Annotated in this window: 23 protein-coding genes; 16 read left to right on the plus strand and 7 right to left on the minus strand. The window is 69.0% G+C overall.

Annotated features, from left to right (window positions below):
* The first annotated feature begins 13 nt into the window (after positions 1 to 13).
* From EY822_RS13110 to EY822_RS13155, 10 genes are all read left to right on the plus strand, one after another.
* The gene (locus tag EY822_RS13110; protein WP_150308651.1) at positions 14 to 1,048 is read left to right on the plus strand and encodes a LacI family DNA-binding transcriptional regulator; all 1,035 of its coding nucleotides are present in this window, start codon (positions 14 to 16) and stop codon (positions 1,046 to 1,048) included.
* A 572-nt stretch (positions 1,049 to 1,620) separates the two neighbouring features.
* Positions 1,621 to 3,000, plus strand: coding sequence for an ABC transporter substrate-binding protein (locus EY822_RS13115; protein ID WP_227497283.1), 1,380 nt, complete (start codon positions 1,621 to 1,623; stop codon positions 2,998 to 3,000).
* A 99-nt stretch (positions 3,001 to 3,099) separates the two neighbouring features.
* Entirely contained in the window at positions 3,100 to 4,038 is a 939-nt protein-coding gene (locus tag EY822_RS13120) for a carbohydrate ABC transporter permease (protein ID WP_227497284.1), read from the plus strand.
* Entirely contained in the window at positions 4,038 to 4,826 is a 789-nt protein-coding gene (locus tag EY822_RS13125; protein WP_150308653.1) for a carbohydrate ABC transporter permease, read from the plus strand. Before EY822_RS13120 ends, EY822_RS13125 begins: the two co-directional genes overlap by 1 nt.
* Positions 4,827 to 4,838: 12 nt before the next feature.
* Positions 4,839 to 5,513 carry a ThuA domain-containing protein gene (locus EY822_RS13130; RefSeq protein WP_150308654.1) on the plus strand — a complete coding sequence of 225 codons (675 nt, stop codon included), beginning with the start codon at positions 4,839 to 4,841 and terminating at the stop codon, positions 5,511 to 5,513.
* 103 nt (positions 5,514 to 5,616) lie between these two features.
* Positions 5,617 to 5,973 carry a tautomerase family protein gene (locus tag EY822_RS13135; RefSeq protein WP_150308655.1) on the plus strand — a complete coding sequence of 119 codons (357 nt, stop codon included), beginning with the start codon at positions 5,617 to 5,619 and terminating at the stop codon, positions 5,971 to 5,973.
* Positions 5,970 to 7,016 carry an NAD-dependent epimerase/dehydratase family protein gene (locus EY822_RS13140; protein ID WP_150308656.1) on the plus strand — a complete coding sequence of 349 codons (1,047 nt, stop codon included), beginning with the start codon at positions 5,970 to 5,972 and terminating at the stop codon, positions 7,014 to 7,016. Before EY822_RS13135 ends, EY822_RS13140 begins: the two co-directional genes overlap by 4 nt.
* A 116-nt stretch (positions 7,017 to 7,132) precedes the next feature.
* Positions 7,133 to 8,107 carry an aldo/keto reductase gene (locus tag EY822_RS13145; RefSeq protein WP_150308657.1) on the plus strand — a complete coding sequence of 325 codons (975 nt, stop codon included), beginning with the start codon at positions 7,133 to 7,135 and terminating at the stop codon, positions 8,105 to 8,107.
* Positions 8,104 to 8,943, plus strand: coding sequence for an SDR family NAD(P)-dependent oxidoreductase (locus tag EY822_RS13150; RefSeq protein ID WP_227497285.1), 840 nt, complete (start codon positions 8,104 to 8,106; stop codon positions 8,941 to 8,943). Before EY822_RS13145 ends, EY822_RS13150 begins: the two co-directional genes overlap by 4 nt.
* A complete protein-coding gene (locus tag EY822_RS13155; protein ID WP_150308658.1) occupies positions 8,943 to 9,854 on the plus strand; it encodes an SMP-30/gluconolactonase/LRE family protein in 912 nt (303 codons plus the stop codon). Before EY822_RS13150 ends, EY822_RS13155 begins: the two co-directional genes overlap by 1 nt.
* A gap of 543 nt (positions 9,855 to 10,397) precedes the next feature.
* Here EY822_RS13155 and EY822_RS13160 read toward each other — a convergent pair.
* A complete protein-coding gene (locus tag EY822_RS13160) occupies positions 10,398 to 12,158 on the minus strand; it encodes an IlvD/Edd family dehydratase (RefSeq protein ID WP_227497340.1) in 1,761 nt (586 codons plus the stop codon).
* Between the two features lie 26 nt (positions 12,159 to 12,184).
* Positions 12,185 to 13,282, minus strand: a complete 1,098-nt coding sequence (locus EY822_RS13165; RefSeq protein WP_150308659.1) for a zinc-binding dehydrogenase — start codon at positions 13,280 to 13,282, stop codon at positions 12,185 to 12,187.
* Positions 13,283 to 13,777: 495 nt separating this feature from the next.
* Here EY822_RS13165 and EY822_RS13170 point away from each other — a divergent pair, with 495 nt between their 5' ends.
* The 3 genes from EY822_RS13170 to EY822_RS13180 all read left to right on the plus strand — a co-directional run bounded on the left by EY822_RS13170 (position 13,778) and on the right by EY822_RS13180 (position 18,590).
* Entirely contained in the window at positions 13,778 to 14,497 is a 720-nt protein-coding gene (locus EY822_RS13170; protein WP_150308660.1) for a ThuA domain-containing protein, read from the plus strand.
* Positions 14,482 to 15,579 (plus strand): Gfo/Idh/MocA family protein, encoded by a 1,098-nt coding sequence (locus EY822_RS13175; RefSeq protein WP_150308661.1) that lies wholly within the window; start codon positions 14,482 to 14,484, stop codon positions 15,577 to 15,579. The genes EY822_RS13170 and EY822_RS13175 overlap by 16 nt, the downstream gene beginning before the upstream one ends.
* A gap of 488 nt (positions 15,580 to 16,067) precedes the next feature.
* Positions 16,068 to 18,590, plus strand: a complete 2,523-nt coding sequence (locus EY822_RS13180) for a DEAD/DEAH box helicase (protein ID WP_150308954.1) — start codon at positions 16,068 to 16,070, stop codon at positions 18,588 to 18,590.
* Positions 18,591 to 18,637: 47 nt separating this feature from the next.
* Here the strand turns inward: EY822_RS13180 and EY822_RS13185 are convergent, their stop codons facing one another.
* Genes EY822_RS13185 through EY822_RS13195 form a run of 3 tightly spaced genes read right to left on the minus strand, consistent with a single transcriptional unit; the run spans position 18,638 to position 21,043 of the window.
* On the minus strand, positions 18,638 to 19,336 hold the full coding sequence (locus EY822_RS13185) for a class F sortase (RefSeq protein WP_150308662.1): 699 nt from the start codon (positions 19,334 to 19,336) through the stop codon (positions 18,638 to 18,640).
* Complete coding sequence (locus EY822_RS13190) at positions 19,333 to 20,187, minus strand: DUF4397 domain-containing protein (protein WP_227497286.1); 855 nt, start codon at positions 20,185 to 20,187, stop codon at positions 19,333 to 19,335. Before EY822_RS13190 ends, EY822_RS13185 begins: the two co-directional genes overlap by 4 nt.
* 13 nt (positions 20,188 to 20,200) lie before the next feature.
* Positions 20,201 to 21,043 carry a hypothetical protein gene (locus tag EY822_RS13195; RefSeq protein WP_227497287.1) on the minus strand — a complete coding sequence of 281 codons (843 nt, stop codon included), beginning with the start codon at positions 21,041 to 21,043 and terminating at the stop codon, positions 20,201 to 20,203.
* A 311-nt stretch (positions 21,044 to 21,354) separates the two neighbouring features.
* Between EY822_RS13195 and EY822_RS13200 the strand changes: the two genes are divergently transcribed.
* Both EY822_RS13200 and EY822_RS13205 read left to right on the plus strand, forming a co-directional pair.
* Positions 21,355 to 22,131: an alpha/beta fold hydrolase gene (locus EY822_RS13200; protein ID WP_150308665.1), complete on the plus strand. Its 777-nt coding sequence runs from the start codon at positions 21,355 to 21,357 to the stop codon at positions 22,129 to 22,131.
* A complete protein-coding gene (locus EY822_RS13205; RefSeq protein WP_150308666.1) occupies positions 22,128 to 22,811 on the plus strand; it encodes an esterase/lipase family protein in 684 nt (227 codons plus the stop codon). The genes EY822_RS13200 and EY822_RS13205 overlap by 4 nt, the downstream gene beginning before the upstream one ends.
* A gap of 7 nt (positions 22,812 to 22,818) precedes the next feature.
* Here EY822_RS13205 and EY822_RS13210 read toward each other — a convergent pair whose 3' ends face one another.
* Positions 22,819 to 23,673, minus strand: coding sequence for a UbiA family prenyltransferase (locus EY822_RS13210; protein ID WP_150308667.1), 855 nt, complete (start codon positions 23,671 to 23,673; stop codon positions 22,819 to 22,821).
* Between the two features lie 13 nt (positions 23,674 to 23,686).
* Positions 23,687 to 24,664 (minus strand): NAD(P)H-quinone oxidoreductase, encoded by a 978-nt coding sequence (locus tag EY822_RS13215; protein ID WP_150308668.1) that lies wholly within the window; start codon positions 24,662 to 24,664, stop codon positions 23,687 to 23,689.
* Between the two features lie 29 nt (positions 24,665 to 24,693).
* On the opposite strand from EY822_RS13215, the gene EY822_RS13220 reads away from it, so the two are divergent.
* A complete protein-coding gene (locus EY822_RS13220) occupies positions 24,694 to 25,170 on the plus strand; it encodes a hypothetical protein (protein WP_150308669.1) in 477 nt (158 codons plus the stop codon).
* Positions 25,171 to 25,233: the final 63 nt, after the last annotated feature.

The raw sequence follows: 25,233 nt of genomic DNA on the forward strand, positions 1-25,233 counted from the left end.
GTAGACTGCCACCATGACCACGGAAACTGTCGCACGGCCGAATGTCAGTCGCGCGACGCTTTCGCGGGTCGCCGCCGACGCATCCGTTTCGATCTCAACGGTGTCGAAGGTGCTGAACGGGCGCGCGGGCGTGTCGGATGAGACGCGTGCCCGGGTGGAGGACCTGCTTCGGGACCACGGGTACCACCGGCGCAATTCGAGCCAGGCCGTCGCCCCGCTGATCGAACTCGTCTTCCAGCAGATCGACAGCGCGTGGGCCATCGAGATCATCGCCGGCGTGGAGCGGGTGGCCCGTGACAACGGCATGAGCGTGATTCTGACCCTGAGCGGCGACCGTCATTCGCCGAGCCCCGACTGGATCGACGGCGTCATGCGCCGTCAGCCCGTGGGCGTCATCCTGATCTTCTCCGACCTGTCGACCGACCATAAGCACCAGTTGCGCACGCGCAACATCCCCTTCGTCGTGCTGGACCCCTCGGGGGACCCGGCGCCGGACGTGCCCTCGATCGGGTCGGCGAACTGGTCGGGCGGATACCAGGCCACGCGGCATCTCCTCGAGCTCGGTCACACGCGAATGGCGATGATCACGGGCCCCGATGACATGCTGTGCTCCACAGCCCGGCTGTCGGGCTTTCGTGCCGCCCTCGACGCCGCGGGGATATCCGTTCCGGTCGCGAACGTGCTCACCGGGCAGTTCCACCACGAGGACGGGCTCGAGCGGGGGAGGGAACTGCTGTCCCGGCCCGATCGTCCCACCGCGATCTTCGCCGGCAGCGACCTGCAGGCGCTCGGAGTGTACGAGGCGGCCCGCGAGGTCGGCCTGTCCATCCCCGACGACCTGTCGGTGGTCGGTTACGACGACCTGAAGATCGCCCAGTGGTCGGGCCCGCCGCTCACCACGGTGCGCCAGCCTCTGAACGAGATGGCGGAGGAAGCGACCCGGCTGGTGATCCGCCTGCGCTCCGAGCGCCAGGTCGACAACCTCCGTCTGGATCTTGCGACCACACTGGTGGTGCGCGGAAGCACCGCGGCTCCGCCCGCGCTGTAGCACTCGCCCTGCAGCCCCAGCGTTGGCACGCGGGTTGCGACTCCGTCGTTCCGCGAGTAGCCGCTAGCCGGGAGCCCGCTTATTCCGAGGCGGTCGCTCCGCTCCGGGCTGCCCGTCGCGAAGCCGTTCCCGGGGGATCGCCGGCCCCATTCCGGTACGGGACCATCGCGTGCGCACCGTGCCGGAGGGGCGCCGGCTCGGCCCGTGGTGAACCGCGGTCGACTCGGCACGCCGTATCGGGTCGACTCGCGCCGCCGGTTCGAAACCTTTCGGTTATCTTGCTGAAACTTGACACGTTCCAAGCCGCAATGTTTACTTATCCACGTTCCCGCTTTTCCTGACCGCGACCGCGGCCAGTCGGTCGAAACAGTTACGGGTTCGCCGCCCGAGGAGCCCACGAGGTTCCCGTACCCCGCCGGATGTCGACGCACCTGTCGCACCCTCCTTCGGCCTGCCCGCACCCATCGCTCGACCGGCATTCCTGCACCCACGCCCGCGCATCGATGCGCGGACAGCACGCACCACGAGATCCCGAGGCACGGAGCCGTGCCCCGCACACAGTAGGAGAGACGATGTTCACGTCCCACACACGAGCCAGAACAACACTGCGCTCCCTCGCGGTCATCGCCGCGACCGGCCTCGCAGCGGCCACCCTCGCCGGCTGCGCACCCTCCGCCGACGCCGGAGACGGCGGCGCGGCAGACTCGGGCACCGTCGACTGGTGGGGGTGGACCCCCGAGCAGAACGTGGCGACCGAGTACATCTCGGCGTTCAACGAGGAGTACCCCGACATCACGGTGAACTTCCGGCAGCTCACCATCGACGGCTACGAGGCCGCGCTTCGTCCGGCTCTCGCCTCCAACGTCGGCCCCGACCTCTTCAACGTGGCCCCGGGCGCCCAGTTCGTGCAGTTCAGCACCTACGCCACCGACCTCACCGCATCGGTGGAGGAGTCCCTCGGCAGCGACTGGAGCGACCAGCTGGCTCCGATCGGCGTTGCCGGGCTCAGCGACGAAGACGGCAACCTGCGCGCGATTCCCACCGGTTCCACCTTCGCCGGGCCGGTATGGATCAACCAGGGACTCTTCGACCAGTACGGACTCACGCCGCCCACCACCATGGACGAGTGGGTCGAGGTGTGCGAGCAGTTCCGCGCCAACGACGTCGGATGCTTCGTGCAGGGCGCGTCGCAGACCGCGTTCGACCAGGACACGATCCAGGCCATCGCCGACACCATCAACCCCGGACTTTTCACCAAGGCCACGATCGGTGAGGCGGAGTGGACGGATCCCGACCTGGTGACGGCCTTCGCCACCTGGCAGCGCATGTTCGACGACGGGATCATGCAGGAGGGAGCGCTCGGTATTCAGCAGTACCCCGACGCGAACAACGCGTTCATGTCGCAGGAGTACGCGATGGTGATGATGGGCACCTGGTACATGCAGTTCACCCGCCCGGCCAACATGGTCGCCGCGATCGAGGCGGCGGGCGTAGCCCCCGCGGAGCCCTTCACCATGGTGCCGATTCCGTTCCCCGCCGCCGAAGCGGGGGGAACGCCGGGTGCCATGTTCGGTGACGCCAACTACGGACTCGCCGTGAACGCGAAGTCGCCCGACCGCAACGCCGCGACGACCTTCGCCACCTGGCTCGGTACCAGCCTCGAGGGCCAGCAGATCGTGGCGAACGCGCTGAACGACATCCCGTCGGCGGTCGAGATCTCGCCGGAGTTCGAGGGGATCGAGCTGGTCGCCCCGGAGATCCAGCAGCCGAAGCTCGAAGAGCTCATCGAGCGTGCCGCCACGGTCACCGACAACCGCCTGCTGCCGAACTCCGACCTGGCCGACGCCATCGGTGTTGCCGCGACGACGCTCGCCGCAGGCGACGTGACCCCCGAGGAGGCCGTCGAAACGCTGCAGGCTTCGGCCGAGGCGTCCGGCGTGACCTTCGAGTAGTCGCTCACCTCACCCCGAGTCGGGGCGGGCTCCGCCGAAGGGCCGGGCCCGCCCCCCCTCACCGCCATCCCCCTCGTGGAAATGGAAGACAACGTGGTCATGAACGCCCCCACCCTGCCGAGCAAACGGCGGGAGGTCGAGGCCGGCTCCCGGTCGGAGTCGACATCGAAGCGACGCCGATTGATGCCATCGGGGTACCTCTGGATCCTGCCGGCCATGGTGCTGTGCGTCGGCATCATCTATTACAGCGTCGGGTACACCGGCTACATCTCCACCCTGGAGTGGGACGGCAGCAGCCCGGTGCAGCGGTCGGTGGGAGCCGACAACTACGCGCAGCTGTTCCGGGATCCGATCTTCTGGCAGGCGATCCGCAACACCGCGGTGTTCTTCGTCATCACCTTCGCGGTGCAGACGGCTCTCGGCATCCTGTTCGCCGCGATCCTGCACTCCAACGTGCGGCTCAAGGTGGTCTACAAGGTCATCATCTTCGTGCCGGTGGTGCTCGCGCCCTCGATCATGGCACCCTCGTTCCGCCAGATCTTCGGCGCGAACGGCCAGCTCAACCAGGTGCTCGAAGCAGTGGGGCTCGACTTCCTCGCCCACCCGTGGCTCGCCGACTCGGCGACCGCGCTGCCCACCCTGATGCTCATCACGGTGTGGCACTGGACCGGTCTCACCTTCATCCTCTACTTCGCGGCCATGGGCCAGGTCGAGCCCGAGGTGCTCGAGGCGGCCCGGATCGACGGGGCCGGCAACCTCCGCACGCTCTGGAGCATCGTGCTCCCCTCGGTGCGCGGAACCACCATCGCGATCCTGATGCTGAGCATCATCGGAGCGTTGAAGACCTTCGACATCCCGTACCTGATCACGCTCGGGGGTCCGAATTACTCCACCGAGTTCCTCGGCACCTACATCTACCGGCAGAGTATTCCGCTCGCCAACGTGGGATACGGCGCCGCGCTGTCCATCATTCTGCTCGTCCTGGCTCTCGCCTTCGCCATCACGGTGAACGTGCGCAGCCAGCGGAAGGAAAGCTGATGTTCGAGACACGAAGCCGCTCCGCGAAGATCGTGCTGCAGGTGCTCGTCACCCTCATGGTGCTGCCGTTCCTGTTCCCCCTCGTGGTCATGGTGCAGGGATCGCTGGCCGGCATCGGCTGGGGCAACTACGAGGCCGTACTGTCGCGTCCCGAGCTGCCGCTGTTCTTCCGCAACAGCGCGCTCATCTCGATCGCCACGATCCTGCTCGTGTACGCGTGCACCATGCTGGCGGCATTCGCCTTCTCCAAGCTGCACATCCGCGGCAAGGAGGTGTACTTCTGGCTCATCCTCGCGGCGCTCACGCTGCCGGAGGTCATCCTGCTCACCCCCCTGTTCTCCACCACCCTGCAACTGGGCCTCTACAACACCTACTGGTCGGTCATCCTGCCGCTGGCAGCCCTGCAGATCCCCTTCACGGTGCTGCTCACCCGGTCGTTCATGAACGGCATCCCCGACGGACTGATCGAGGCGGCACGGATCGACGGCGCGAACACGCTCCGGGCGTTCTGGCACATCGTGCTGCCGCTGACGCGACCGATCGCCGCGGCGATCATCGTGCTCACCTTCATCGGCGCCTGGAACAACTTCCTGCTGCCGCTCGTCTTCCTGCAGAGCCCCGACACGCAGACCATCACCCTCCTGCCGACGTTCTTCATCGGCCAGTTCAACAACGACCAGACCAAGGTGCTGGCCGCCGCCGTGGTCACCGCCCTGCCGATCGTGATCGCCTACCTGCTCCTCCAGCGCCTGTTCGAACGCGGACTCGCCGCCGGTGCGATCAAGTAGGGACGGCCGGGCGTGACGACCGCACTGATCCTGTCGGGCGGGAAGGGATACACCGACCCGTGGCATCCCTTCGCTGCCACCTCGGCGCGGCTCGAGTCGGCACTGGGCGGCTGGGGCTATGACGTCGAGGTCGCCTACGACGTCGAGGAGCGACTGACCGACCTCACCGGAGTCGACCTGCTGGTCGTGAACACGCCGGGACCGTCGGGAACGCCGGACGCCGCGCTCGTGGAGCGGTGCCGCGCATCGCTCGACGGGTTCGTCGGCCGCGGCGGTGCGATCCTCGCGATGCACCTGGGGATCACCGGATTCGCCCACGTGCCCGGATGGCCCGAGCTCCTCGGCGCCCGCTGGGTGCAGGATCGCTCGGGTCACCCGCCCATCGGTGCCGCCCGTGTGCCGGTGCGACCGGATGCGGGCATCACTGCGATCTCGTCGGTCGAGCTGTACGACGAGCTCTACACCGACCTCGAGCTGAGCGGCGACCGAACCGTGCTCGTCGATCACGAACTCGAGGAACGCACCCATCCGCTGGTGTGGACGAAGGTCTCGGGCGACGCCCGCATCGTGGTCGATCTGTTCGGGCACGGTCCGGAGTCATTCGATTCCGCCAGCCATCTGCACCTGCTGCACGACTGCGTTCGGTGGGCAATGCAGGCCACCCCGGGAGCACCTCTTCCGGCATAGTTCCGTTTCTCGCTTTCCCCGATCCACCCCGCCTGCAGGCGCCCGTCTGCGGGCACCGTACACAGGGTCGCCGTGTTCGCACGGCACCGACGAAGGAGTACCGATGCCCCTCATCCAGATAGATCTCGCGGCGGAGCTCTACGAGCGCTCGCACGCCGAGATCAGCGCCGAGATCCAGCAGGCGCAGGTGGACGCCCTCGGCATCACGCCCGACGACCTGTTCCACGTCTTCCGCCCGCACGCCGCGGGTGAGCTGAAATTCGACCCCACCTACAACGGAGTGGACCGCCAGAACCTGGTGCTCATCCACATCACGATGGTGCACATGTACAGCGTGAAGACGAAGCGCGCGCTGTTCGAGGCGATCGTGTCCCGCCTCGGTGCCCTCGGCATCCGCTCGGAGGACATCCTGATCGCCGTGGCCGAGAATGGCTTCGAGGATTGGTACGCCGGCAAATGAACCTCGACATCGCGCCCCTGAGGGTGCTCTACATCGGCGGCACCGGCACGATCAGCGCGTCCTGCGTCCGCCTGTCGGTGGACGCAGGCATGCAGGTGTACGTACTCAACCGCGGGAACAACGCGGCCGGACGCGACCTGCCCGAGTCGGTCACCTGGCTCACCGGGGACGTCACGGACGACGACAGCCTCCTCGGCGCACTCGGCGAGGAGACCTTCGACTGCGTCGTCAACTTCCTCTCCTACGACGCGGACGACGCCGCGCGCATGGTGCGGCTGTTCCGCGACCGCACCGCCCACTACGTGCACATCAGCACCGCGTCGCTGTACGGCAAGCCGGTGCAGCAGTGGCCGATCGTCGAGTCCACGCAGCTGCACAATCGCTTCACGGCGTACTCCCGCAAGAAGCTCGAGGCGGAGCGCGTGCTCTTCGCCGCCTTCGCGGAGGAGGGCTTCCCGGTGACCATCGTGCGGCCGTCGCACACCTATGACGACGCGAATCCGCCGCTGCCGGGCGGCTGGACCGTGGTCGATCGGATCGCCCGCGGTGAAGAGGTCGTCGTGCACGGTGACGGTACCTCGCTCTGGACGCTGACGCACGCGGAGGACCTGGCTCAGGGACTCGTGGGACTGCTCGGCAACTCGCGGACGTTCGGTGAGGCGTTCCACATCACGTCGGACGACGTGTACACGTGGGATCAGATCTACACGTTGTTCGCGGACGCGCTCGGTGTGGAGCCCCGGCTGGTGCACGTGCCGTCGGAGATGCTCTCCGTCGCCGCTCCCGACTGGTTCTGGAGCGAGCTGATCGTGGGCGACCTCGCCCACAGTGCGGTCTTCGACAACTCGAAGATCCGGCGCTTCGTGCCGGGCTTCGCGCCGAAGCTGACGTTCTCGAGGGCCGTGCTGCGCATGCTGCAGTGGCGGGAGACGCATCCCGACCAGACCGCGGCGGACCCGTCGACCGACGCGGTCTTCGACCGGCTGGTCACCGGCTACCACGGCGCGCGCGACGCGTTCGCCGCGGTGGCGCCCGACGCCTGACCGGGCCCTCGTAGGATGGCCGCGCCGGCCGGCGACGTCCGGCGCGGTCATCCCCTCATCCGACCCCAACCCGCATCCGGCCCAGCGGAACCGCCGCGGATGTACAAGGAGATTCCATGACGAACGCATCCGCCCAGCCCGCTGGAGCGCGGCGCAGGCTCGGCTCAACCGAACTCGACGTGACATCGGTGTGCATCGGCACCAGTCCGCTCGGCGACATGCCGCAGCTGTACGGTTCCGGCGTCGACGAAGAGACCGCGGTCGAGACGGTGCTGGCCGCGCTCGCCGGGCCGTACTCGTTCCTCGACACGTCGAACGGCTACGGCGCGAACGGGGAGAGCGAGCGCCGTATCGGTCTCGCGCTTGCTCGAGCCGGCGGCCTCCGCGACGGGTACGTGCTCGCGACGAAGGTCGACCCCGCGCAGGGCTCGTCCGACTTCTCGGGCGCGCGGGTGCGCGCGTCGTTCGAGGAGAGTCTCGAACGGTTGGGCGTCGACCGCATCCAGCTGCTGCACCTGCACGACCCCGAACGCATCTCCTTCGAGCAGGGCATGGCGCCGGGCGGTCCGGTCGAAGCTCTCCTCGAGTTACGCGACCAGGGCCTGGTCGACTACATCGGCGTCGCGGGCGGCACCGTGAGCGTGATGCGGCAGTACGTCGCCACCGGCCACTTCGATGTCCTGCTCAATCACAACCGCTTCACGCTGCTCGACCGCTCGGCCGACACTCTGTACGACGAGGCGCACGCGCGGGGGATGGGCGTGCTGAACGCGGCGCCCTACGGTGGCGGGATGCTCGTCAAGGGTCCGGAGGCGCAGCCGCGGTACGCGTACGGGCAGGGGAGCGATGACGTCGCCGACGCCGCCCGCGCGATGCAGGCGGTGTGCGACCGGCACGGCGTGCCGCTCGCGGCGGCGGCGCTCCAGTTCTCGGTGCGCGACCCGCGCATCCACTCCACGGTGGTGGGGATGTCGTCCCCCCGGCGCATCAATCAGACCACGGCGCTGCTCGAGCAGCACGTGCCCGACGAGGTGTGGGCGGAACTGGACGCGCTCGTGCCGGCGCGGGACCTGTGGCTGGACGCCTCGTGACCGACGCGGCGATCGACACGGCCGGGATGGACGCGGCGGGGGTAGACGCGGCGACCGCGGCGCAGTCCGCATCGGCCTTCGCCCGCTACCCGAGCCTCGACGGTCAGGTCGCGTTCGTGAGCGGCGGCGCCAGCGGACTCGGAGCCGAGTTCGTGCGGCAGTTCGCTGCCCAGGGCGTGCGCGTGGCGTTCGTCGACATCGACGCCGATGCCGGGCACGCGCTGGCCGACGAGATCACCCGCGCGGGACATCCCTCGCCGCTGTTCGCACCGTGCGACGTGCGCGACATCCCGGCGCTTCAGGCGGCGATCGCGACGAGCGCGAGCGCACTCGGTGCCATCACCATCCTCGTGAACAACGCGGCGAACGACACGCGGCATCGCGTGGACGAGGTCGGCCTGGAGCTGTGGGATGCGCAGATGGCCGTGAACGTGCGTCATCACTTCTTCGCCACGCAGGCGGTGGCGCCCATGATGCGGGCCGCCGGCCGCGGATCGGTGATCAACCTCGGCTCGATCAGCGCGCACATCGACCTGCTCGATCTGCCCGGTTACATCACCGCGAAGGCGGGCATCGAGGGCCTCACCCGCACCCTCGCACGCGAGCTCGGTCCCGACCGCATCCGGGTGAATTGCGTCATCCCGGGGTGGATCATGACGCAGCGTCAACTCGACAACTGGGTCACCCCGGAGGCGGAGGAGTCGATCGCGCGCAACCAGTGCCTGCCGCAGAAGCTCTACCCCGAGGACGTGGCGCGCATGGTGCTCTGGCTCGCCGCCGAGGACTCGCGGTCGTGCACCGGTCAGCGCTGGATCGTGGACGGCGGGTGGATGTGATGTCCGCTGCCGTCCGGTCCGCCGCCGTGCGCATCACCGATGTTCTCGCCACGCACGGCGAGGGACCGGTGTGGGACGCACGATCCGGCCGACTGCTGCTCGTCGACATGCTCGACGGCACGGTGGTCGACGTCGGTGCCGCGGATGAGTTGCCCGCCTTCGATCCGTCGGCGGGTGAGCCGCCCTCGTCGGCGCGACACCGAGTGGGTACCGTCGCCGCCGCGCTCCGTCCCCGGGCCCGAGGTGGCTTCGTCCTGGCGCTCGAGAACGGCTTCGCACTGGCCGACGACACGCTGGGGACGATCGAGGCGTTGCCACCCGTTTTCACCGATCCGTCTATTCGCATGAACGACGGCGGATGCGATCCGCAGGGCAGGTTCTACTGCGGCACGATGGCCTATGACGCGACTCCTGGTGCGGGCACCCTCTACCGCCTCAATACGGACCTGTCGGTCGACGTGGTGCTCGAGGGCGTCACCATTTCCAACGGATTGCAGTGGAGCGCGGACGGGCGTCGTGTCTTCTACAACGACACCGCCACCGGCCGGGTGGACGTGTTCGACGTCGACGGCGACACGGGTGCGTTCTCGAACCGGCACCCGTTCGCGACCATCGAGCCGGACGCCGGTGCACCCGACGGCATGGCCATCGACGACGAGGGCGGCATCTGGATCGCCCTCTGGGAGGGTGGCGCCGTGCGGAGATACGACTCCGCTGGGCGTCTCACCGACGTGGTGTCCGTACCGGCGTCGCGCGTGACCGCGTGCGCGTTCGGAGGACCGGATCTCCGCTCGCTGTTCATCACGACGTCCCGTGTGGATCTCGCGCCGGGCGAGCAGCCGCAGGCCGGCTCGGTCTTCCGACACGACGTCGCCGTGCCCGGAGCGGCCCCGCACCCCTTCGCCGGCTGAGCCCGCACGGTCCCTGAGCCTGTCAAAGGGACGCACCGTGCACGACCCTTTACGTCGCTTCGACAAGCTCAGCGACCGTAACCTCCCCACACGTTCCCTAGCGTCGCTTCGACAAGCTCAGCGGCTGTAATCCCCACACGGTCCCTGAGCCTGTCGAAGGGACGCAACGCGCCGCGGTCCGTCGCCAGCGCGCCTGCTGTGGTCGCGCGCGGGCACGCCGTGCGCGTGGAGCCGCGCGCACGTCCCGCACCGGCGTCGCGGACGTACCTCCGCGGTCCCTGAGCCTGTCGAAGGGACGCAACGCGCCGCGGTCCGTCGCCAGCGCGCATGCTGTGGTCACGCGCGGGTGGCCTGCCGTGCGCGCGGAGCCGCAGCACCCGCGCGCACGTCCCGAGCCGGCGTGGCGGACGCACCACCACGCTCCCTGAGCTTGTCGAAGGGACGGAACCAGCACCTCCCGTAACGTCGCTTCGACGAGCTCAGCGACCGTGACCCGACGCGTTCCGTAGCGTCGCTTGACGGTCGCAGCGACCGCGACCGCGGTCAGTGCGACTCGCGCCCGACGGTGCTGCCGCTACCCCCGGTGAGGAAGTCCAGATCGACCCCGGTGTCCGCCTGCATCACGTGATCGACGTACAACCGCTCCCATCCTCGGGTCGGCGCAGCGAAACCCGCCTGAGTCGCCGCGGATACGCGCCGCCGAGCGAGTTCGTCCTCCGGCACATCGAGGTCGATGCGTCGCCCGGGCACGTCGAGCGCGATGTAGTCGCCGTTCTGCACCAGGCCGAGCAAGCCTCCCGCCGCGGCTTCGGGTGCCACGTGCAGCACGACGGTGCCGTAGGCGGTGCCGCTCATGCGCCCGTCGCACACGCGCACCATGTCGCGCACGCCCTGCTTCAGCAGCTTCTCGGGCAGCGGCATGTTCGCCACCTCCGGCATTCCGGGATATCCGCGCGGTCCGCAGCCCCGGAGCACCAGCACCGAGTCCGCGTCGACGTCGAGGTCCGGATCGTCGATGCGCGCGTGCAGGTCTTCGATGGACTCGAACACGACCGCGCGGCCCCGATGCGTGAGCAACTCGGGAGTCGCCGCCGCGGGCTTCACGAGCGCACCGAGCGGTGCGAGGTTGCCGTGCAGCACGGCGATGCCCGCGTCATCCTGCAGCGGCACGGTGCGCGACGAGATGACGTCGGCATCCCAGATCTCGTCGGATGCGAGCTCGTCGACGAGCGTGCGACCGGTGACCGTGATGGCCTCGGGCTGCAGCAGGTCCCGCACCTGTCCGAGTACCGCGTGCAGACCACCGGCGCGGAAGAAGTCCTCCATGAGGTACTTACCCGCGGGCTGAAGGTTCACGAGCAGGGGGACCCCGCCGCCGATGCGATCGAAGTCGTCCACGCTGAGCTCGATGCCCAGGCGCCCGGCGATAGCGAGGAGGTGCACGACGGCGTTGGTCGACCCTCCGATGGCCGCGAGCGTGACGATCGCGTTGGTGAACGACTCGCGCGTGATGATCGTGCTGATGCGCCGGTCCTGCTTCACCATCTCGACCGCCAGGCGACCCGATTCGTGCGCCGACTCGAGGAGCCGGCTGTCGGGCGCGGGCGTTCCGGCGAGGCCGGGGAGCACCATCCCGAGCGCCTCGGCGAGGAGACTCATGGTGGATGCGGTGCCCATCGTGTTGCAGTGACCGCGACTGCGGATCATCGAGGACTCCGAGCGCAGGAAGGTGTCCTCCGGCAGCTTGCCGGCCCGCACCTCCTCACTGAGGCGCCAGACGTCGGTACCGCAGCCGAGCACCTGTCCGCGGAACGACCCGTTCAGCATCGGTCCTCCGGGCACGACCAGGGCCGGCAGGTCCACGGAAGCGGCGGCCATCAGGAGAGCCGGGATGGTCTTGTCGCACGCTCCGAGCAGCACCACGCCGTCGATCGGGTTCGCGCGGAACATCTCCTCCATGCTCATGGCCGCCATGTTGCGCCACAGCATCGCGGTGGGCTTCACCACCGTCTCGCCGAGCGACAGCACGGGCAAATTCACCGGGATGCCCCCGGCCTCGTACACGCCCTGCTTCACGCTCTCCATCACCTCGGTGAAGTGGGAGTTGCACGGCGACAGGTCGGATGCGGTGTTCGCGATGGCGATGTGCGGGCGACCGTCGAACGCATTCGCCGGAAGGCCGCGACGCATCCACGCCCGGTGCAGGTACGCGTTGCGATCACTGCCGCCGTACCATTCGGCGCTCCGGTACCGCGACTTTTCCCCGTTGTCGCCGGGCATCACCACATCGTTCTCTCCGGACATGCTCACGTCGTTTCCCTCCATCGGGGTCAGGGGATCAGGATGGTTCGGCCGACGGCGCCGCCGGCGAGCCCGGCGTACGCCTCGTTGACCGCGTCCAGCGGCATGCGCTCACCGATCAGATCATCGAGCGGCAGGCGCCCGGCGAGGTAGAGCTCGAAGATGCGGGGGAGGTCGACGAGGGGGTTGCTCGATCCGTAGAGCGAGCCGATGATGCGTTTCTGGCGCTGCACCAACTCGTTGACGGGCACCGGGAAGGTGCTGTCACCGCGACCGAGCCCCACGGCGACGAGGGTGCCGGCCGGCCCGACGCAGGCGAACGCCTGAGCGAGCGTGTCGCTCCGGCCGATCGCCTCGATGACCCACGGCGCTCCGGTGGGCAGGATGTCGAGCACGCGCTCCGTCACGTCCCCGGACCGCGCGTTGACGATGTGCGTGGCGCCCACCCGTTGCGCCAGGGCCAGGCGGGTGTCATCGACGTCCACGACGACGATCGGCGACGCGCCGATGAGCTTCGCCCCCATCACGCTCGACAGGCCGACCCCGCCCGCACCGAACACGACCAGCGGACGCCCGGCGGCATCCGACACCGCGTTCATCGCCGCACCGACCCCGGTGATCACGGCGCACCCGGCGATGGCCGCGATTTCGGCCGGCACCCCGTCGGGCACGGTCACCACCGAGGTCTCGGAGACCACGACGCGCTCCGCGAAACACGACGCTCCGAGGAAGTGATGCACTTTCTCGCCGTTCGAACTCATCCGCGAAGTGCCGTCGAGCAGACCTCCCGTCGTGGCCTGCACGCGTCCGAAGGAGCAGAGCACGGGATTGCCCGTCACGCACGCGGTGCACGCACCGCATCGCGGCCGCCAGAGCAGCGCGACCCGGTCGCCCACCGCGATGCGGCCCGAGGAACGCGGACCGACCGCTTCGACGATGCCTGCTCCCTCGTGACCGAGCACGATCGGCAGGGGACAGGGAATATCGCCGGTCATGTAGTGGAAGTCGCTGTGACAGACACCGGCGGCCTCGATCCGTACGGTGATCTCACCGTCTCGCGGGTCTTCGAGGTCGATCGATTCGATCGACAGGGGTGCACGCGGTTCGCGGAATACTGCGGCTCGCATCAGCGGAATGCCTGGTGACCATGCGCGGGCGAACGGTGTGTGACCACGTCGGACTCCAATGTCAGAAACTTTTCGAGAAACCAGCGCAACGTTTACATCGCTCGCTCAGCGTAGGAACGGAGCACACGACCTGTCAAGCCTGCCAGACGTGCCGTCGCTAGTGACGTTCGGCGCGCGCGAACCCGCGCGGTGCACCCTTGGAAATCGTTTCCTCGGGGGATTCGGGTCTCTTCGCGGAGGAGTGGCTGTCTCGCGGCGGGCAAGCCCTCCCGCCGGCGGAAGATTTCCGATCAGCCCGTGAAACTTGCCGGTGCGGTCGTCCCGGGCGTACCGTGAGTACGCGCGGTGCTGCGATAGCGGCTCCACGTACGTCGCCATGCGCGTCGGCGAGTGACGTGGGGCGTGCCTCGATCGACACCCGCTTGCGTGGCGACACTCATCCCATCGTCGTGTCAGGCGGAGTTTCCCGCCTCAGACGCCACCAGAAAGGTTGTTATGACCGCCGGATCCTCCGAGCCTCCCGCTGCACGCATCGCACTCGTCGTCCGAGGAGGGTGGGACGGGCATCAGCCTGTCGAGACGACCGAGATGTTCATCCCCTTCCTCGAGGAGAACGGGTTCACCGTTCGGGTCGAGGAGTCTCCGGCCGTGTATGCGGATGCGGACTACATGGCCACGGTCGACCTGATCGTTCAGACGAACACGATGTCCACCATCGAGAAGGACCAGTTCGAGGGGTTGCGCGCCGCGGTCGAGGCCGGCACCGGACTCGCTGGCTGGCACGGGGGCATCGCGGATTCCTACCGCAACAATTCGGACTACCTCCAGCTGATCGGTGGCCAGTTCGCCTCGCACCCCGGCAAGGCACCGGAGGAGCGGACCGGCGAGCAGTCCGACAACTACATGCCGCACACGATCGAGATGACCGAGGCCGCCGCCACGCACCCGATCACGCAGGGCATCTCGGACTTCGAACTCACCACCGAGCAGTACTGGGTACTGCACGACGACTACATCGACGTGCTCGCCACAACGACCCAGGCCGTGCGCGCCTGGGACCCGTGGACGCGCCCCGTCACCTCGCCGGCGCTCTGGACGCGGCAGTGGGGCAAGGGCAGGATCTTCGTCTCCACGCCCGGTCACCGCGTGGAAGTGCTCGAGGACGAGAACGTCCGCACCATCATCGAGAGGGGACTCCTGTGGGCAGCCCGCTGAGAGTAGGAATCGTCGGCGTCGGCAAGATCAGCGAGCAGTACTTCGCCGAACTGCCCAGCCTGCCCGGCCTGCAGCTCGTGGCCGTGGCCGACCTCAATGAGGCACGGGCCGCGGAGGTGGCCGCAGAACAGGGCGTCGTATCGCGTTCCGTCGATGAGCTCATCGCCTCCGACGACATCGACGTGGTGCTGAACCTCACCATTCCCGCCGCGCATGCAGAAATCGCGTTGCGCGCGCTCGAGGCCGGTAAGCACGTCTACGGCGAGAAGCCGCTGGCGCTCACGCCCGACGAGGCCCGCCCCGTGCTCGAGCTCGCGAAGGAACGTGGACTCCGTGTCGGCTCCGCTCCGGACACGGTGCTGGGCACGGGCGTGCAGACGGCCCGCCAGGTGCTCGACGAGGGAACCATCGGAACGCCTGTGGCCGCATCGGCGTTCTGGACGTCGGCCGGCCACGAACTGTGGCACCCGAACCCGCAGTTCTACTACACGCCGGGTGGTGGGCCGCTGTTCGACATGGGCCCGTACTACCTGAGCACTCTGGTGAGCCTCCTCGGTCCGGTCGTGCGCGTGTCCGGTGCCGCAGGACGCTCCGCCCGCGAGCGCAGCGTGGCCACCGGCCCGCTCGCCGGCACCCCCCTCACGGTCGAGGTCGACACTCACGTGACCGCGCTGCTCGAGCACGAATCCGGCGTCGCCTCCACGCTGCTGCTGAGCTTCGACGTGTGGTCGGCGCGGCTCCCGCGCATCGAGATCTACGGCACGGAGGGCACCATTGCCGTGCCCGACCCGAACCGTTTCTCCGACCCCGTGGAGGTGTGGACGAGTGCCGAGCGCGAATGGCGCGAGGTGCCGACATCCGCCGGATACGAGGAGGCGGGTCGTGGCTACGGCCTGGCCGACATGGCCCGCGCCATCGAGACCGACCGTCCGCACCGCGCATCGGCGGAGCTGGCGTTCCACGTGCTCGAGATCATGGATGCGGTGCTCGAGACGGCCCGCGAGCACACGGTGAAGGAGCTCGAGAGCACAGTGGATCGGCCGGGTATGGTGCCGTTCGGCACCGCCCCCGCCGACTGGTGAGCGAAGCGCACTAGCGACGAGCGGCCGTCCGGTACCCGGGCGGCCGCTTCCGCGTCCGGCGCCCATAGGGTCCCTGAGCCCGTCGAAGGGACACCGCTCACACGGTCCCTGAGCCCGTCGAAGGGACACCGCCCACACGGTCCCTGAGCCTGTCGAAGGGACGCCGCCCACACGGTCCCTGAGCCCGTCGAAGGGACGCCGCCCGCTCAGCGACCGCAACATCCACACGGTACTCACGTCGCTTCGACAAGCTCAGCGACCGCAACACCCAAACGGTCTCTCACGTCGCTTCGAGAAGCTCAGCGACCGCAACCCCCGCACGGTCCCTGAGCCCGTCGAAGGGACGCCGCGCACACCGACGGCGTGGCCATTCCGATGCCGAGCAGGTACCCCGGCGGCAGCGGAGTGCGGACGTTCCGCGCGGCGTCTGTCAGGATCGAAGCACCATGACGACAACCACCCCGAGTTTCTCGCCGAGCGTCGACCCGATGCCGGAGACCCGGACCGACCTGCTCCAGCGGCTGCCGACGCCGTACGAGAGCGACGCGGTGTACGAGGCGTTCCTCGGCTGGACGGGCGACAACGGGATCGGACTCTATCCCGCACAGGACGAGGCGATCATCGAGATCGTGTCGGGATCGAACGTCATCCTGAGCACCCCGACCGGCACCGGCAAGTCGCTCGTCGCGGTGGCCGCCCACTTCGCCGCTCTCGCCGACGGCAAGCGCAGCTTCTACACCGCCCCCATCAAAGCTCTGGTGTCGGAGAAGTTCTTCGCCCTGGTCGACGTGTTCGGCGCCGCCAACGTGGGCATGGTCACCGGTGACTCGTCGGTGAACGCCGACGCGCCGATCATCTGCTGCACCGCCGAGATCCTGGCGAACCTGTCCCTGCGGCACGGATCGGCCACCCCGGTGGACCTCGTCGTCATGGACGAGTTCCACTTCTACGGCGACCCGGATCGCGGATGGGCGTGGCAGGTGCCGCTCCTGACCATGCCGAACGCCCAGTTCGTGCTGATGTCGGCCACGCTCGGCGACGTGACGTCCCTCGCCGACGACCTCAGCGATCGCACCGGCAGGGACACGGCGATCGTGTCGGGCGTGCACCGTCCGGTACCGCTGCACTACTACTACGCCACCACGCCCGTGCACGAGACGGTCGAGGACCTGCTGAACACCGATCAGGCGCCGGTGTACATCGTGCATTTCTCGCAGCTGGCGGCGCTCGAACGCGCGCAGGCGATGACGAGCATCAAGGTTGTGAGTCGCGAGCAGCGGGATGCGATCGCCGAACTGATCGGCGGATTCCGCTTCACCACCAGTTTCGGGCGCACGCTGTCGCGCCTCGTGCGCTCGGGGATCGGCGTGCACCACGCCGGGATGCTGCCGAAGTACCGGCGGTTGGTGGAGCAGCTGGCGCAGAAGGGCCTCCTCCGCGTCATCTGCGGCACCGACACCCTCGGCGTCGGAATCAACGTGCCCATCCGCACTGTACTGTTCACGGCGCTCACCAAGTACGACGGCGTGCGCATGCGCCAGCTCAACGCCCGGGAGTTCCACCAGATCGCCGGTCGCGCCGGCCGGGCCGGCTACGACACTGCGGGCACCGTGGTGGTCCAGGCGCCCGACCACGAGACGGAGAACCTGAAAGCGATCAGCAAGGCCGGGGACGACCCCAAGAAGCGGCGCAAGATCGTGCGCAAGAAGGCACCCGAGGGGTTCATCTCCTGGGGCGAGCCGAGCTTCCGCAAGCTCGTCGACGCGGATCCGGAGACGCTCCGCTCGAACATGCAGGTGACCCACGCCATGATCCTCAACGTGATCGCGCGCGGTGGAGACGCGTTCGCCGACATGCGCGACCTTCTCGAGCGCAATCACGAGCCCCGCGCACGGCAACTCGCCCTCGCCCGCCAGGCCCTCGCCATCTACCGCACGCTACGGACCGCCGAGGTGGTCGAGCAGATCCCCGATCCGGTAACCGGCGGAGCGCGCATCCGTCTCACGGTCGACCTGCAGCCGAACTTCGCGCTCAACCAGCCGCTCTCGCCGTTCGCCCTCGCCGTGTTCGACCTGCTCGACATGGACTCGCCGAGCTACGCGCTCGACATGGTGTCGGTGCTGGAGGCGACCCTCGACGACCCGAGGCCCGTGCTCTCCGCACAGCAGTTCCTCGCGCGTGGCGAGGCCGTCGCGGCCATGAAGTCGGAGGGCATCGAGTACGACCAGCGGATGGAACTGCTCGAGGAGGTCACCCACCCGCAGCCTCTGGCCGAGTTGCTCGGCGAGGCGTTCGAGACCTACTCCGCGTCTCAACCGTGGATCGGTGACTTCGCGCTGCACCCGAAGTCGGTGGTGCGCGACATGTACGAGCGTGCGATGACGTTCGGCGAGTACACCGGGTTCTACAAGCTCGCCCGGTCCGAGGGCGTGGTGCTCCGCTACCTCTCCGACGCGTATCGCGCCGCGCGATCGTCGATCCCTACCGAGGCCAAGACCGAGGAGCTCCTCGACATCATCGAGTGGCTGGGCGAACTGGTGCGGCAGGTCGACTCCAGCCTGCTCGACGAGTGGGAGGAGCTGTCGAATCCCAACCCCACCCGCGACGCCGAGGGGGCCATCGTGCCGCCCGCGCCGCAGCTGCTCACCACCAACGGGCGCGCGTTCCGCATCCTCGTGCGGAACGAGCTCTTCCGGCGGGTGCAGCTGGCCGCACTCGAGAAGTACGACGAGCTCGGTGAACTGGACGCCGCTGACGGCTTCGACGCCGACACGTGGGCGGATGCGCTCGACGGCTACTACGCCGACCACGACGAGATCCTCACCGGCGGGGACGCGCGGAGCGCGGCGCTCGTGCAGATCGAGGAGCACCCGTCCGTCTGGCGGGTGCGTCAGGTGCTCGACGACCCGGCGGGCGACCACGACTGGGCGATTCGCGCGGAGATCGATCTCGCGGAGTCGAACGAGCGCGGCGAGGCGGTCGTTCGCATCGTCGGCGTCGACCGGCTCTAGCCGACCGGCGACCGCCGACCGGCACCGAGTCGCCACGACGGGCCGCGTCAGCCGGCCGCGGGCGTCGTGCGGGTCGCGAAGACGATGAGGTTGTCCACGTAGTGCCCGGTCGCCGAATCGAACTCGCCATCGCAGGTGATGAGGCGCAACTGAGCGTCCGGAGTCGGCCCGTAGACGGCATCGGTCGGGAAGCCGTCCTTTGGCGCTGTGGTGATGCGGTCCACGGCGAATGTCTCGACGCTACCGTCGCTCAATCGCACCCGGATCTCGTCCCCCGCGGCCAGCTCGTCCAAGCGGAAGAACACCGCGGGGCCCGCGTTCGAGTCGACGTGTCCGGCGATCACCGCTGGCCCCACCGCGCCCGGCACCACCCCGTCGCGGTACCATCCGGCCGACTGCCATTCTCCGGGCGGCTCGAGGGCACCATCGGCGTCGAGCGACAGGAGTTCGAGCGGTGCATCCACACCGATCACGGGTATGTCGATGCGGACGGCGGTCGCGTCGGAGGCCGGATCGACGCCGGCGGCGGCGAGCGGGTCCTGGAACCCCGATACCGCACCGCGAGGAACCGCCGACGAGGACGAGGACGAGGATGAATCCGCCGGTTCGAGACCGGGATCCGATCCGGCAGTCGCTCCCGGAGCAGCGGCGCACGCGCTCAGGCTGAGGGAGGCGATCAGGGCACCCGCGACGGCGGTTCGACGGGCGTGCCCGCCGAACCGCCGATTGCGCGGGCCAGTACTCACCGTCCGAACCGAGCCGAATCCCCGAGCGTCGCCGCACCGGAGAGCATACCGACGACCGCGTCTTCGCCGACCAGCGGACGATCGCTACGCATTCCGCCGCCGCCCGTCTGCACGCCGCCCTTGGGCACGGCGCCGACGGCAGCGCTGTCGAACACCGGAGTCACGGTGAGGCCGCCATCGGCGTTGTCGAGCACGAAGAGCGTGTGCACCGTGGCCTCCGGGAGCGTCAGGGTGGCGGTGCTGCTCCGCCCACCCGCCGACAGCTGCAGCTCCACCGGACCGGCCGGCACATTCGCGTAGTCGGTCGCCGACGCGAAGGCGGCTCCCTCGGCGACGGCGACTCCGCTGCGGGTGCGGATGTCGACGCTGTCCGCCGTGGTCGATGCCTGTACGACCCGGATGCGCGCCTCTCCGGGTGCGGGGAGCGTGAGGTCGTCGCGGTACACCCGAGTTTCGAGTTCGGCGTTGGTGCCCAGGGCAGCGACGGTCATCGGCCGATCGGCTTGCACGTCGATGGACTCGCTGATCACCGGGGGCGTGCCCTCGGGTGCGCCGTTCGGCACCATGGACACGACGTAGGTGCCCGCCGGCAGCTGCTGGTACTCCGAGACGGCGCCGTAACCCACGCCCGCGAGCTCGAAGATCACCTGTCCACCCGCGAGGGCGGTGAGTTGCACGTCCACCAGGGCGGTGTCCGGAGACAGATGTGCGACGCGCGCCCATCCGGAGTCCGAGTCGGTGGGCGCGGCGGGCGCCGCGGTGGCCGCCCCCGCCCCGAGCAGGGCGAATCCCATGCCGCTGGCGAGGAGAACCGCACCGGCGGTGCGAAGGGCGTGTCGGCTACGGGTCATTGCGTTACTCCTGTTATCGAGTGGGGGAGGGATCGGGGGTAGGGAGCAGATCGGACGGCGCTTCTGCCGCATAAGTAATCAACACTCCTTCGCCCGCCGGTGCGACGTTCTCCGGTGCCACGGGGCCGGGGAGGTCTGTGAACCAGGCGACGGTGTCGTTGCGCAGTTCGCGGTCGTCGGTGAGGTACCGGCCGTTCACGACGGTCACCAGCACCTGACGGCGAATGCCCTGCTCCTCTCCGGCGATCACCGGGAAGTCCGCCACGGTGAGCGAATCGGTCGCGAGCTTCTGCCCGAGAGCGAGGAGGATCCGGTCGTCGACCCGGCCCGCGGAGAGGTCCGCCTCGGCGGCGCCGGACACATCGAGTCGGCGGTTCATGGCGAGTTGTTCGCCCGCGCGTCCGCGGGCGTCGGTCGCACGCTCGGCGCGGACGGTGGCGTCGGCTATCCCGTCGCGTTCCGTGCGGCGTACCTCGACGCGGCCGTTCTCCGTGCCGAAAGCCGCGAGCACCCGGGAATGGGTGAGGGCCGCATCGACCGCGGCATTCGCTTCCGAGAGGGAGAGCAGGGCGTCGGTCGCGACGATGTAGTCCCAGTCCTGCCAGGCGTCGGCGGGAATGGCGGCGTCGGCCGGGTCGGACGCATCCACGGAGACCACACCCGCTGGCGGGTGTCCGTCGTCGATGAGACGCTCCGCCACAGCCTCCTCCGCCAGAATTCGTCGGTCATTCGGAACGTTCGCCTGCACCCATGCCTCGGCCCGGTCGATCGGTTCGTCCGCCGTCGCGGAGAAACCCGGGATGAGGCCGTTCGTCAGGGCCACTGCCGCCGACACGGCCAGCGCGAGTGCTCCCACGCCTGCGGCGATCCGCAGCCATCTGCCATCGTCGTCGACACGTCCGTGAGTGCCCGTGCCTGTATCCGTTTCCGTGCCACGCTCATCGTCGGCGCTGCCCTGAACGCTCGTATCGGTCACTGCTGCCTCCGTTGGCGCCGATGTGGGGGCCCATCGACGCGGGTGCCCTCGGGGGAAAGGGCTCCGAACAGGAAGTTCGGAGCCGCGCGCCGATCGGATGGGTATTCTCGCGATTCTTTCTGATGCCGCCCTCCGGGCGGACCAGCGCCCCACCGAACGGCCCCGTCGTCGGATGCGGGTAAGTTACTGGGATGTCCCGATTCGGCCTTCGTGAGCCACGCCTTACCGCCTCGATCCGCACCGAGGTGGTCGACGGGCTCTCGGTCGGCCTCCGGGTCGTGGGGTCGCCCGGCACGTCCGGCCCGGTGTTCGTGCTCGTTCACGGCATCGGCGTCTCGATGCGGTACTACCGCCCCCTCGCCGAGCGGTTGGCCGAGCACGGCGCGGTCTACCTCGTCGACATGCCCGGCTACGGCAGCCAACGCCGACCGAATCGCGACGTGTCGATCAGCGACCACGCCGACGTGCTCGCGCGCGTGCTCGAACGCGAGGACATCATCGACCCGGTGCTCGTGGGTCACTCGATGGGTGCTCAGATCGTCAGCGACCTCGCGGCCCGGCACCCGCACGTGAGCGACCGGATCGTGCTGCTCGGGCCGACCCTGATGCGCGGGGAGCGCACCCTGCTCCGCTCCGCGCTCCGCCTGGGCCTCGACATGCTCCGCGAACCAGTGCGGGCGAACGCCATCGTTGTCTCCGACTACCTCCTCCGCTGTCGGCCACCCTGGTATCTCGCGCAGCTGCCGCATCTGTTGCGCGACAGGATGGAAGATCGCATGGAATCCCTGACCGGGCGCGTGCTCGTCGTCCGGGGCGACAAGGACCCGGTGGTGAACACCGAGTGGGCGCGCACGCTGGCCGATCTCGCTCCCTACGGACGGGTGGAGGAGGTGCCCGGCGCGCACGTGATCATGTACACGGCACCCGACGAGCTCGCGCGCCTCATCCTTGCGCACTCCGAACGATGAGGCGTCTCATCCGCAACGGCGTCAGCTGGTTCCTCGATTACGCCTACGTGGGCTACTGGCAGGTGGTCGGCTTCCTCTTCCGGCGCGACCCGGAACGCTACCGGAACGGCGTCGAGGCTCCGGTGCTCATCCTCCCCGGCATCTACGAGCGCTGGCAGTTCCTGCTCCCGGTCATCGAACGTCTGCACCGTGCCGGTCATCCGATCCACGTCGTGACGACGCTCGGGTACAACACCGGCGACGTGGTGAGCATGGCGAAACTCTGCCGCCACTACGTGGAGGAGGCCGACCTTCGCGGGGTGATCATCGTGGCCCATAGCAAGGGCGGGCTCATCGGCAAGTACCTCATGGCCTTCGGAGACCCCGAGGAGCGGGTGACCGCGATGGTGGCCATCAACACGCCGTTCGGTGGCTCACGCTATGCGCGCTTCTTCTTCACGCGTCCCATCCGCGCCTTCGTACCCACTCACGAGACGCTCCTCGCCCTCGCGAAGCGCAAGGAGATCAACCCGAGGATCACGTCGGTCTTCAGCGAGTTCGACCCGCACATCCCCGAGAGCAGCGCTCTCGTGGACGCGCACAACGTGAAGCTGCCGACGGGTGGGCACTTCCGCGTCCTGGCCGAACCGGAACTCTTGACGGCCGTGGAGCGAGCGGTCGAGGCTGCCCCACGCCGCTGACCCCTCCTCAGGCGATGAGGCGAGTGCCGGACATCGCGAGCATGACGACGGTGAGCAGGCCGCTTGCCGCGATCAACTGGAACAACAGCCGGCGGGGCGGCCGGGTCAGCACGAGCACGATCCCGACACCGGCGATCGCGGCGTTCAGGAGCAGACCGGCGATATGCAGGCCCGTCGGCGGTCGCGCGTCGGCGAGCATGGGACCGTAGGTCACCAGCACCGAAGCCGCGAGCAGAGTTCCGAACGCCGAGAGGCCCGCGGGCACCGTGCCCAGCCGGTGAGCGGTGCCGCGGATGCCCGTACGCAGGTCATCGTCGAGATCCGGTAGCACATTGGTGAAGTGGATGGCCACACCGAGGAGTGCCCCCACGGCGATCACCCACGGCGCTGCCCACGTCGGATCCGCGGCCGAGAAGGTGACGAAGAGGGGATAGATTCCGAAGCTGACCATGAACGGCAGCACCGATATCGCCGTGTTCTTGAGCCACGCGTTGTACCCCCAGGCGCCCGCCAGAGCGACCAGATGGGTGACCCCGGCCGCCGGGCCGAGCAGGAACGACACCACGGCCGCGGCGGCGAGGGCGACGAATGCGGCGTTCCGCACGGTGCTGGACGCGACTTCCCCGCGCGCCACGGGCTTGTCCGTGCGGCCCACGACGGCGTCCCGGCCGGCGTCGAGCCAGTCGTTCGAGAATCCCACCGAGAGTTGGCCGAGCACCGTGGCGAGCGCGACGGCGGTCACCCGCGCGGCATCGAAGTCCAGCGCGAGCGACAGCACGATGCCCAGCGCCGTGACCACGGCCACCGGCCCGGGATGGCTGGACGCGGCGAGTGCCCGCACGCGCGCCGCTGAGCCCGTCATCGTGGCGTCCGCACTAGATCGACAACAGGATCTTGCCGACGTGCTCCGAGGACTCCATCCGTCGCTGCGCATCCCCGGCCCGGTCGAGGGGGAACCGGCTGTCGATGACCGGTCGCACCCGGCCGTCCACCACGAGCGGCCACACCTCGTCCCGTACCGCACGTACGATCTCGGCTTTCGCCTGCGCCGACTGCGATCGCAGCGTCGTGGCGTGCACTTCGCCGCGACGCGTCATGAGGGCACCCAGCGGGATGGTCGAGTCCGCACCGCCCTGAGTGCCGATGAGCACGATCCGGCCCTCGGGCGCGAGCGCCCGGATGTCCCGCGCGAGATAGGTACCGCCGACGGGGTCGAGCACCACGTCCGCCCCGCGCCCGTCCGTCTGATCGAGCAGCGCCGCCACGAAGTCCTGCTCCCGGTAGTCGATGAGCACGTCCGCACCGAGGCGAGCGCACGCGTCGAGTTTCGCCGCACTGCCCGCGGTCACCGCAACACGAGCACCGCGAGCCTTTGCGAGCTGGATCGCCATCGTGCCGATGCCGCTCGATCCGCCGTGGACGAGCAGTGTCTCGCCCTCCCGGAGTCGGCCGCGCGAGAAGACGTTGTAGTGCACGGTGGCTGTCGCCTCCGGCAGCGCCGCCGCATCGGCCACCGCCATCCCGTCGGGAACCCGCAGCACGTGGCGGGCATCGACGGCCACCCGTTCGGCGTAGCCGCCTCCCGCCAGCAGCGCGCACACCCTGTCGCCGACGGCCCAGGTCGACACGTCCGCGCCGACGATCGCCACCGTGCCGCTGACCTCGAGGCCGGGGAGAGGCGAGGCGCCGGGTGGCGGCGGGTACGAGCCCGCGCGCTGGGCGATGTCCGCCCGGTTGAGTCCCGCGGACGCCACGTCGATGACGATGTCACCCGGGCCCGGCTCGGGATCGGCCACCTCGACGAGCCGCAGCACGGATGCGTCCCCCGCTCCGGCGTACTCGCATGCCCTCATGTCGGCAACGCTACCTGTATCGTGACCTCATGCTCGGGCCCTCACAGCTCTCCACCCTGCTCCCGGGCATCTGGACCCTTCGTGCCACCACGTTCCCTCTCTGGCGGAGCGGTCGGCGGTTGTCGCCCACGTTCTCCTATCGCCTGTTGCCCGGGCGCACGCTCCGCCTGCACGACAGCGTCAGCTACCGCACGCGGACGGGCGAGTCCCGCCGGATCCTCGGCACCGACACCTTCCGCGAGGCGACCGGAGACTTCGTCTGGCGGGGGAGCGGCGTGCTCGCTCCGCTATCCGCGGCCTGGCGGGTGTCGGGCAGCAACGGCGACGGCACCGTGCTCGTCCTTCGCTTCTCCCGCACGCTCGTAACGCCCGCAGGGATCGACGTCCTCGCGCGTCTCGCGGGAGATTCGCGCGACCTGGACGAGCGGTTACTCCGGGACGCCGACCAGTACCGGCTGTCCACCGCCGAGGTGCGTTCGCTCACCTGGCTGCGTCCAGCGGGCTGACCGCCCCGCGACCACCCGACTGCGTCCGGCGGGGTGACCGGGCCGGCGTTCGCGGAAATAGAT

The organism is Planctomonas psychrotolerans, from assembly GCF_008642235.1.
Taxonomy (GTDB): domain Bacteria; phylum Actinomycetota; class Actinomycetes; order Actinomycetales; family Microbacteriaceae; genus Planctomonas; species Planctomonas psychrotolerans.

Excerpts from the sequence above, each read along its gene's own strand:
- EY822_RS13110 (WP_150308651.1), top strand. The coding sequence starts at position 14 with ATGACCACGGAAACTGTCGCACGGCCGAATGTCAGTCGCGCGACGCTT.
- EY822_RS13115 (WP_227497283.1), top strand. The coding sequence starts at position 1,621 with ATGTTCACGTCCCACACACGAGCCAGAACAACACTGCGCTCCCTCGCG.
- EY822_RS13120 (WP_227497284.1), top strand. The coding sequence starts at position 3,100 with ATGAACGCCCCCACCCTGCCGAGCAAACGGCGGGAGGTCGAGGCCGGC.
- EY822_RS13125 (WP_150308653.1), top strand. The coding sequence starts at position 4,038 with ATGTTCGAGACACGAAGCCGCTCCGCGAAGATCGTGCTGCAGGTGCTC.
- EY822_RS13135 (WP_150308655.1), top strand. The coding sequence starts at position 5,617 with ATGCCCCTCATCCAGATAGATCTCGCGGCGGAGCTCTACGAGCGCTCG.
- EY822_RS13140 (WP_150308656.1), top strand. The coding sequence starts at position 5,970 with ATGAACCTCGACATCGCGCCCCTGAGGGTGCTCTACATCGGCGGCACC.
- EY822_RS13145 (WP_150308657.1), top strand. The coding sequence starts at position 7,133 with ATGACGAACGCATCCGCCCAGCCCGCTGGAGCGCGGCGCAGGCTCGGC.
- EY822_RS13155 (WP_150308658.1), top strand. The coding sequence starts at position 8,943 with ATGTCCGCTGCCGTCCGGTCCGCCGCCGTGCGCATCACCGATGTTCTC.
- EY822_RS13160 (WP_227497340.1), bottom strand. The coding sequence starts at position 12,158 with ATGTCCGGAGAGAACGATGTGGTGATGCCCGGCGACAACGGGGAAAAG.
- EY822_RS13165 (WP_150308659.1), bottom strand. The coding sequence starts at position 13,282 with ATGCGAGCCGCAGTATTCCGCGAACCGCGTGCACCCCTGTCGATCGAA.
- EY822_RS13170 (WP_150308660.1), top strand. The coding sequence starts at position 13,778 with ATGACCGCCGGATCCTCCGAGCCTCCCGCTGCACGCATCGCACTCGTC.
- EY822_RS13180 (WP_150308954.1), top strand. The coding sequence starts at position 16,068 with ATGCCGGAGACCCGGACCGACCTGCTCCAGCGGCTGCCGACGCCGTAC.
- EY822_RS13190 (WP_227497286.1), bottom strand. The coding sequence starts at position 20,187 with ATGACCCGTAGCCGACACGCCCTTCGCACCGCCGGTGCGGTTCTCCTC.
- EY822_RS13200 (WP_150308665.1), top strand. The coding sequence starts at position 21,355 with ATGTCCCGATTCGGCCTTCGTGAGCCACGCCTTACCGCCTCGATCCGC.
- EY822_RS13205 (WP_150308666.1), top strand. The coding sequence starts at position 22,128 with ATGAGGCGTCTCATCCGCAACGGCGTCAGCTGGTTCCTCGATTACGCC.
- EY822_RS13210 (WP_150308667.1), bottom strand. The coding sequence starts at position 23,673 with ATGACGGGCTCAGCGGCGCGCGTGCGGGCACTCGCCGCGTCCAGCCAT.
- EY822_RS13215 (WP_150308668.1), bottom strand. The coding sequence starts at position 24,664 with ATGAGGGCATGCGAGTACGCCGGAGCGGGGGACGCATCCGTGCTGCGG.
- EY822_RS13220 (WP_150308669.1), top strand. The coding sequence starts at position 24,694 with ATGCTCGGGCCCTCACAGCTCTCCACCCTGCTCCCGGGCATCTGGACC.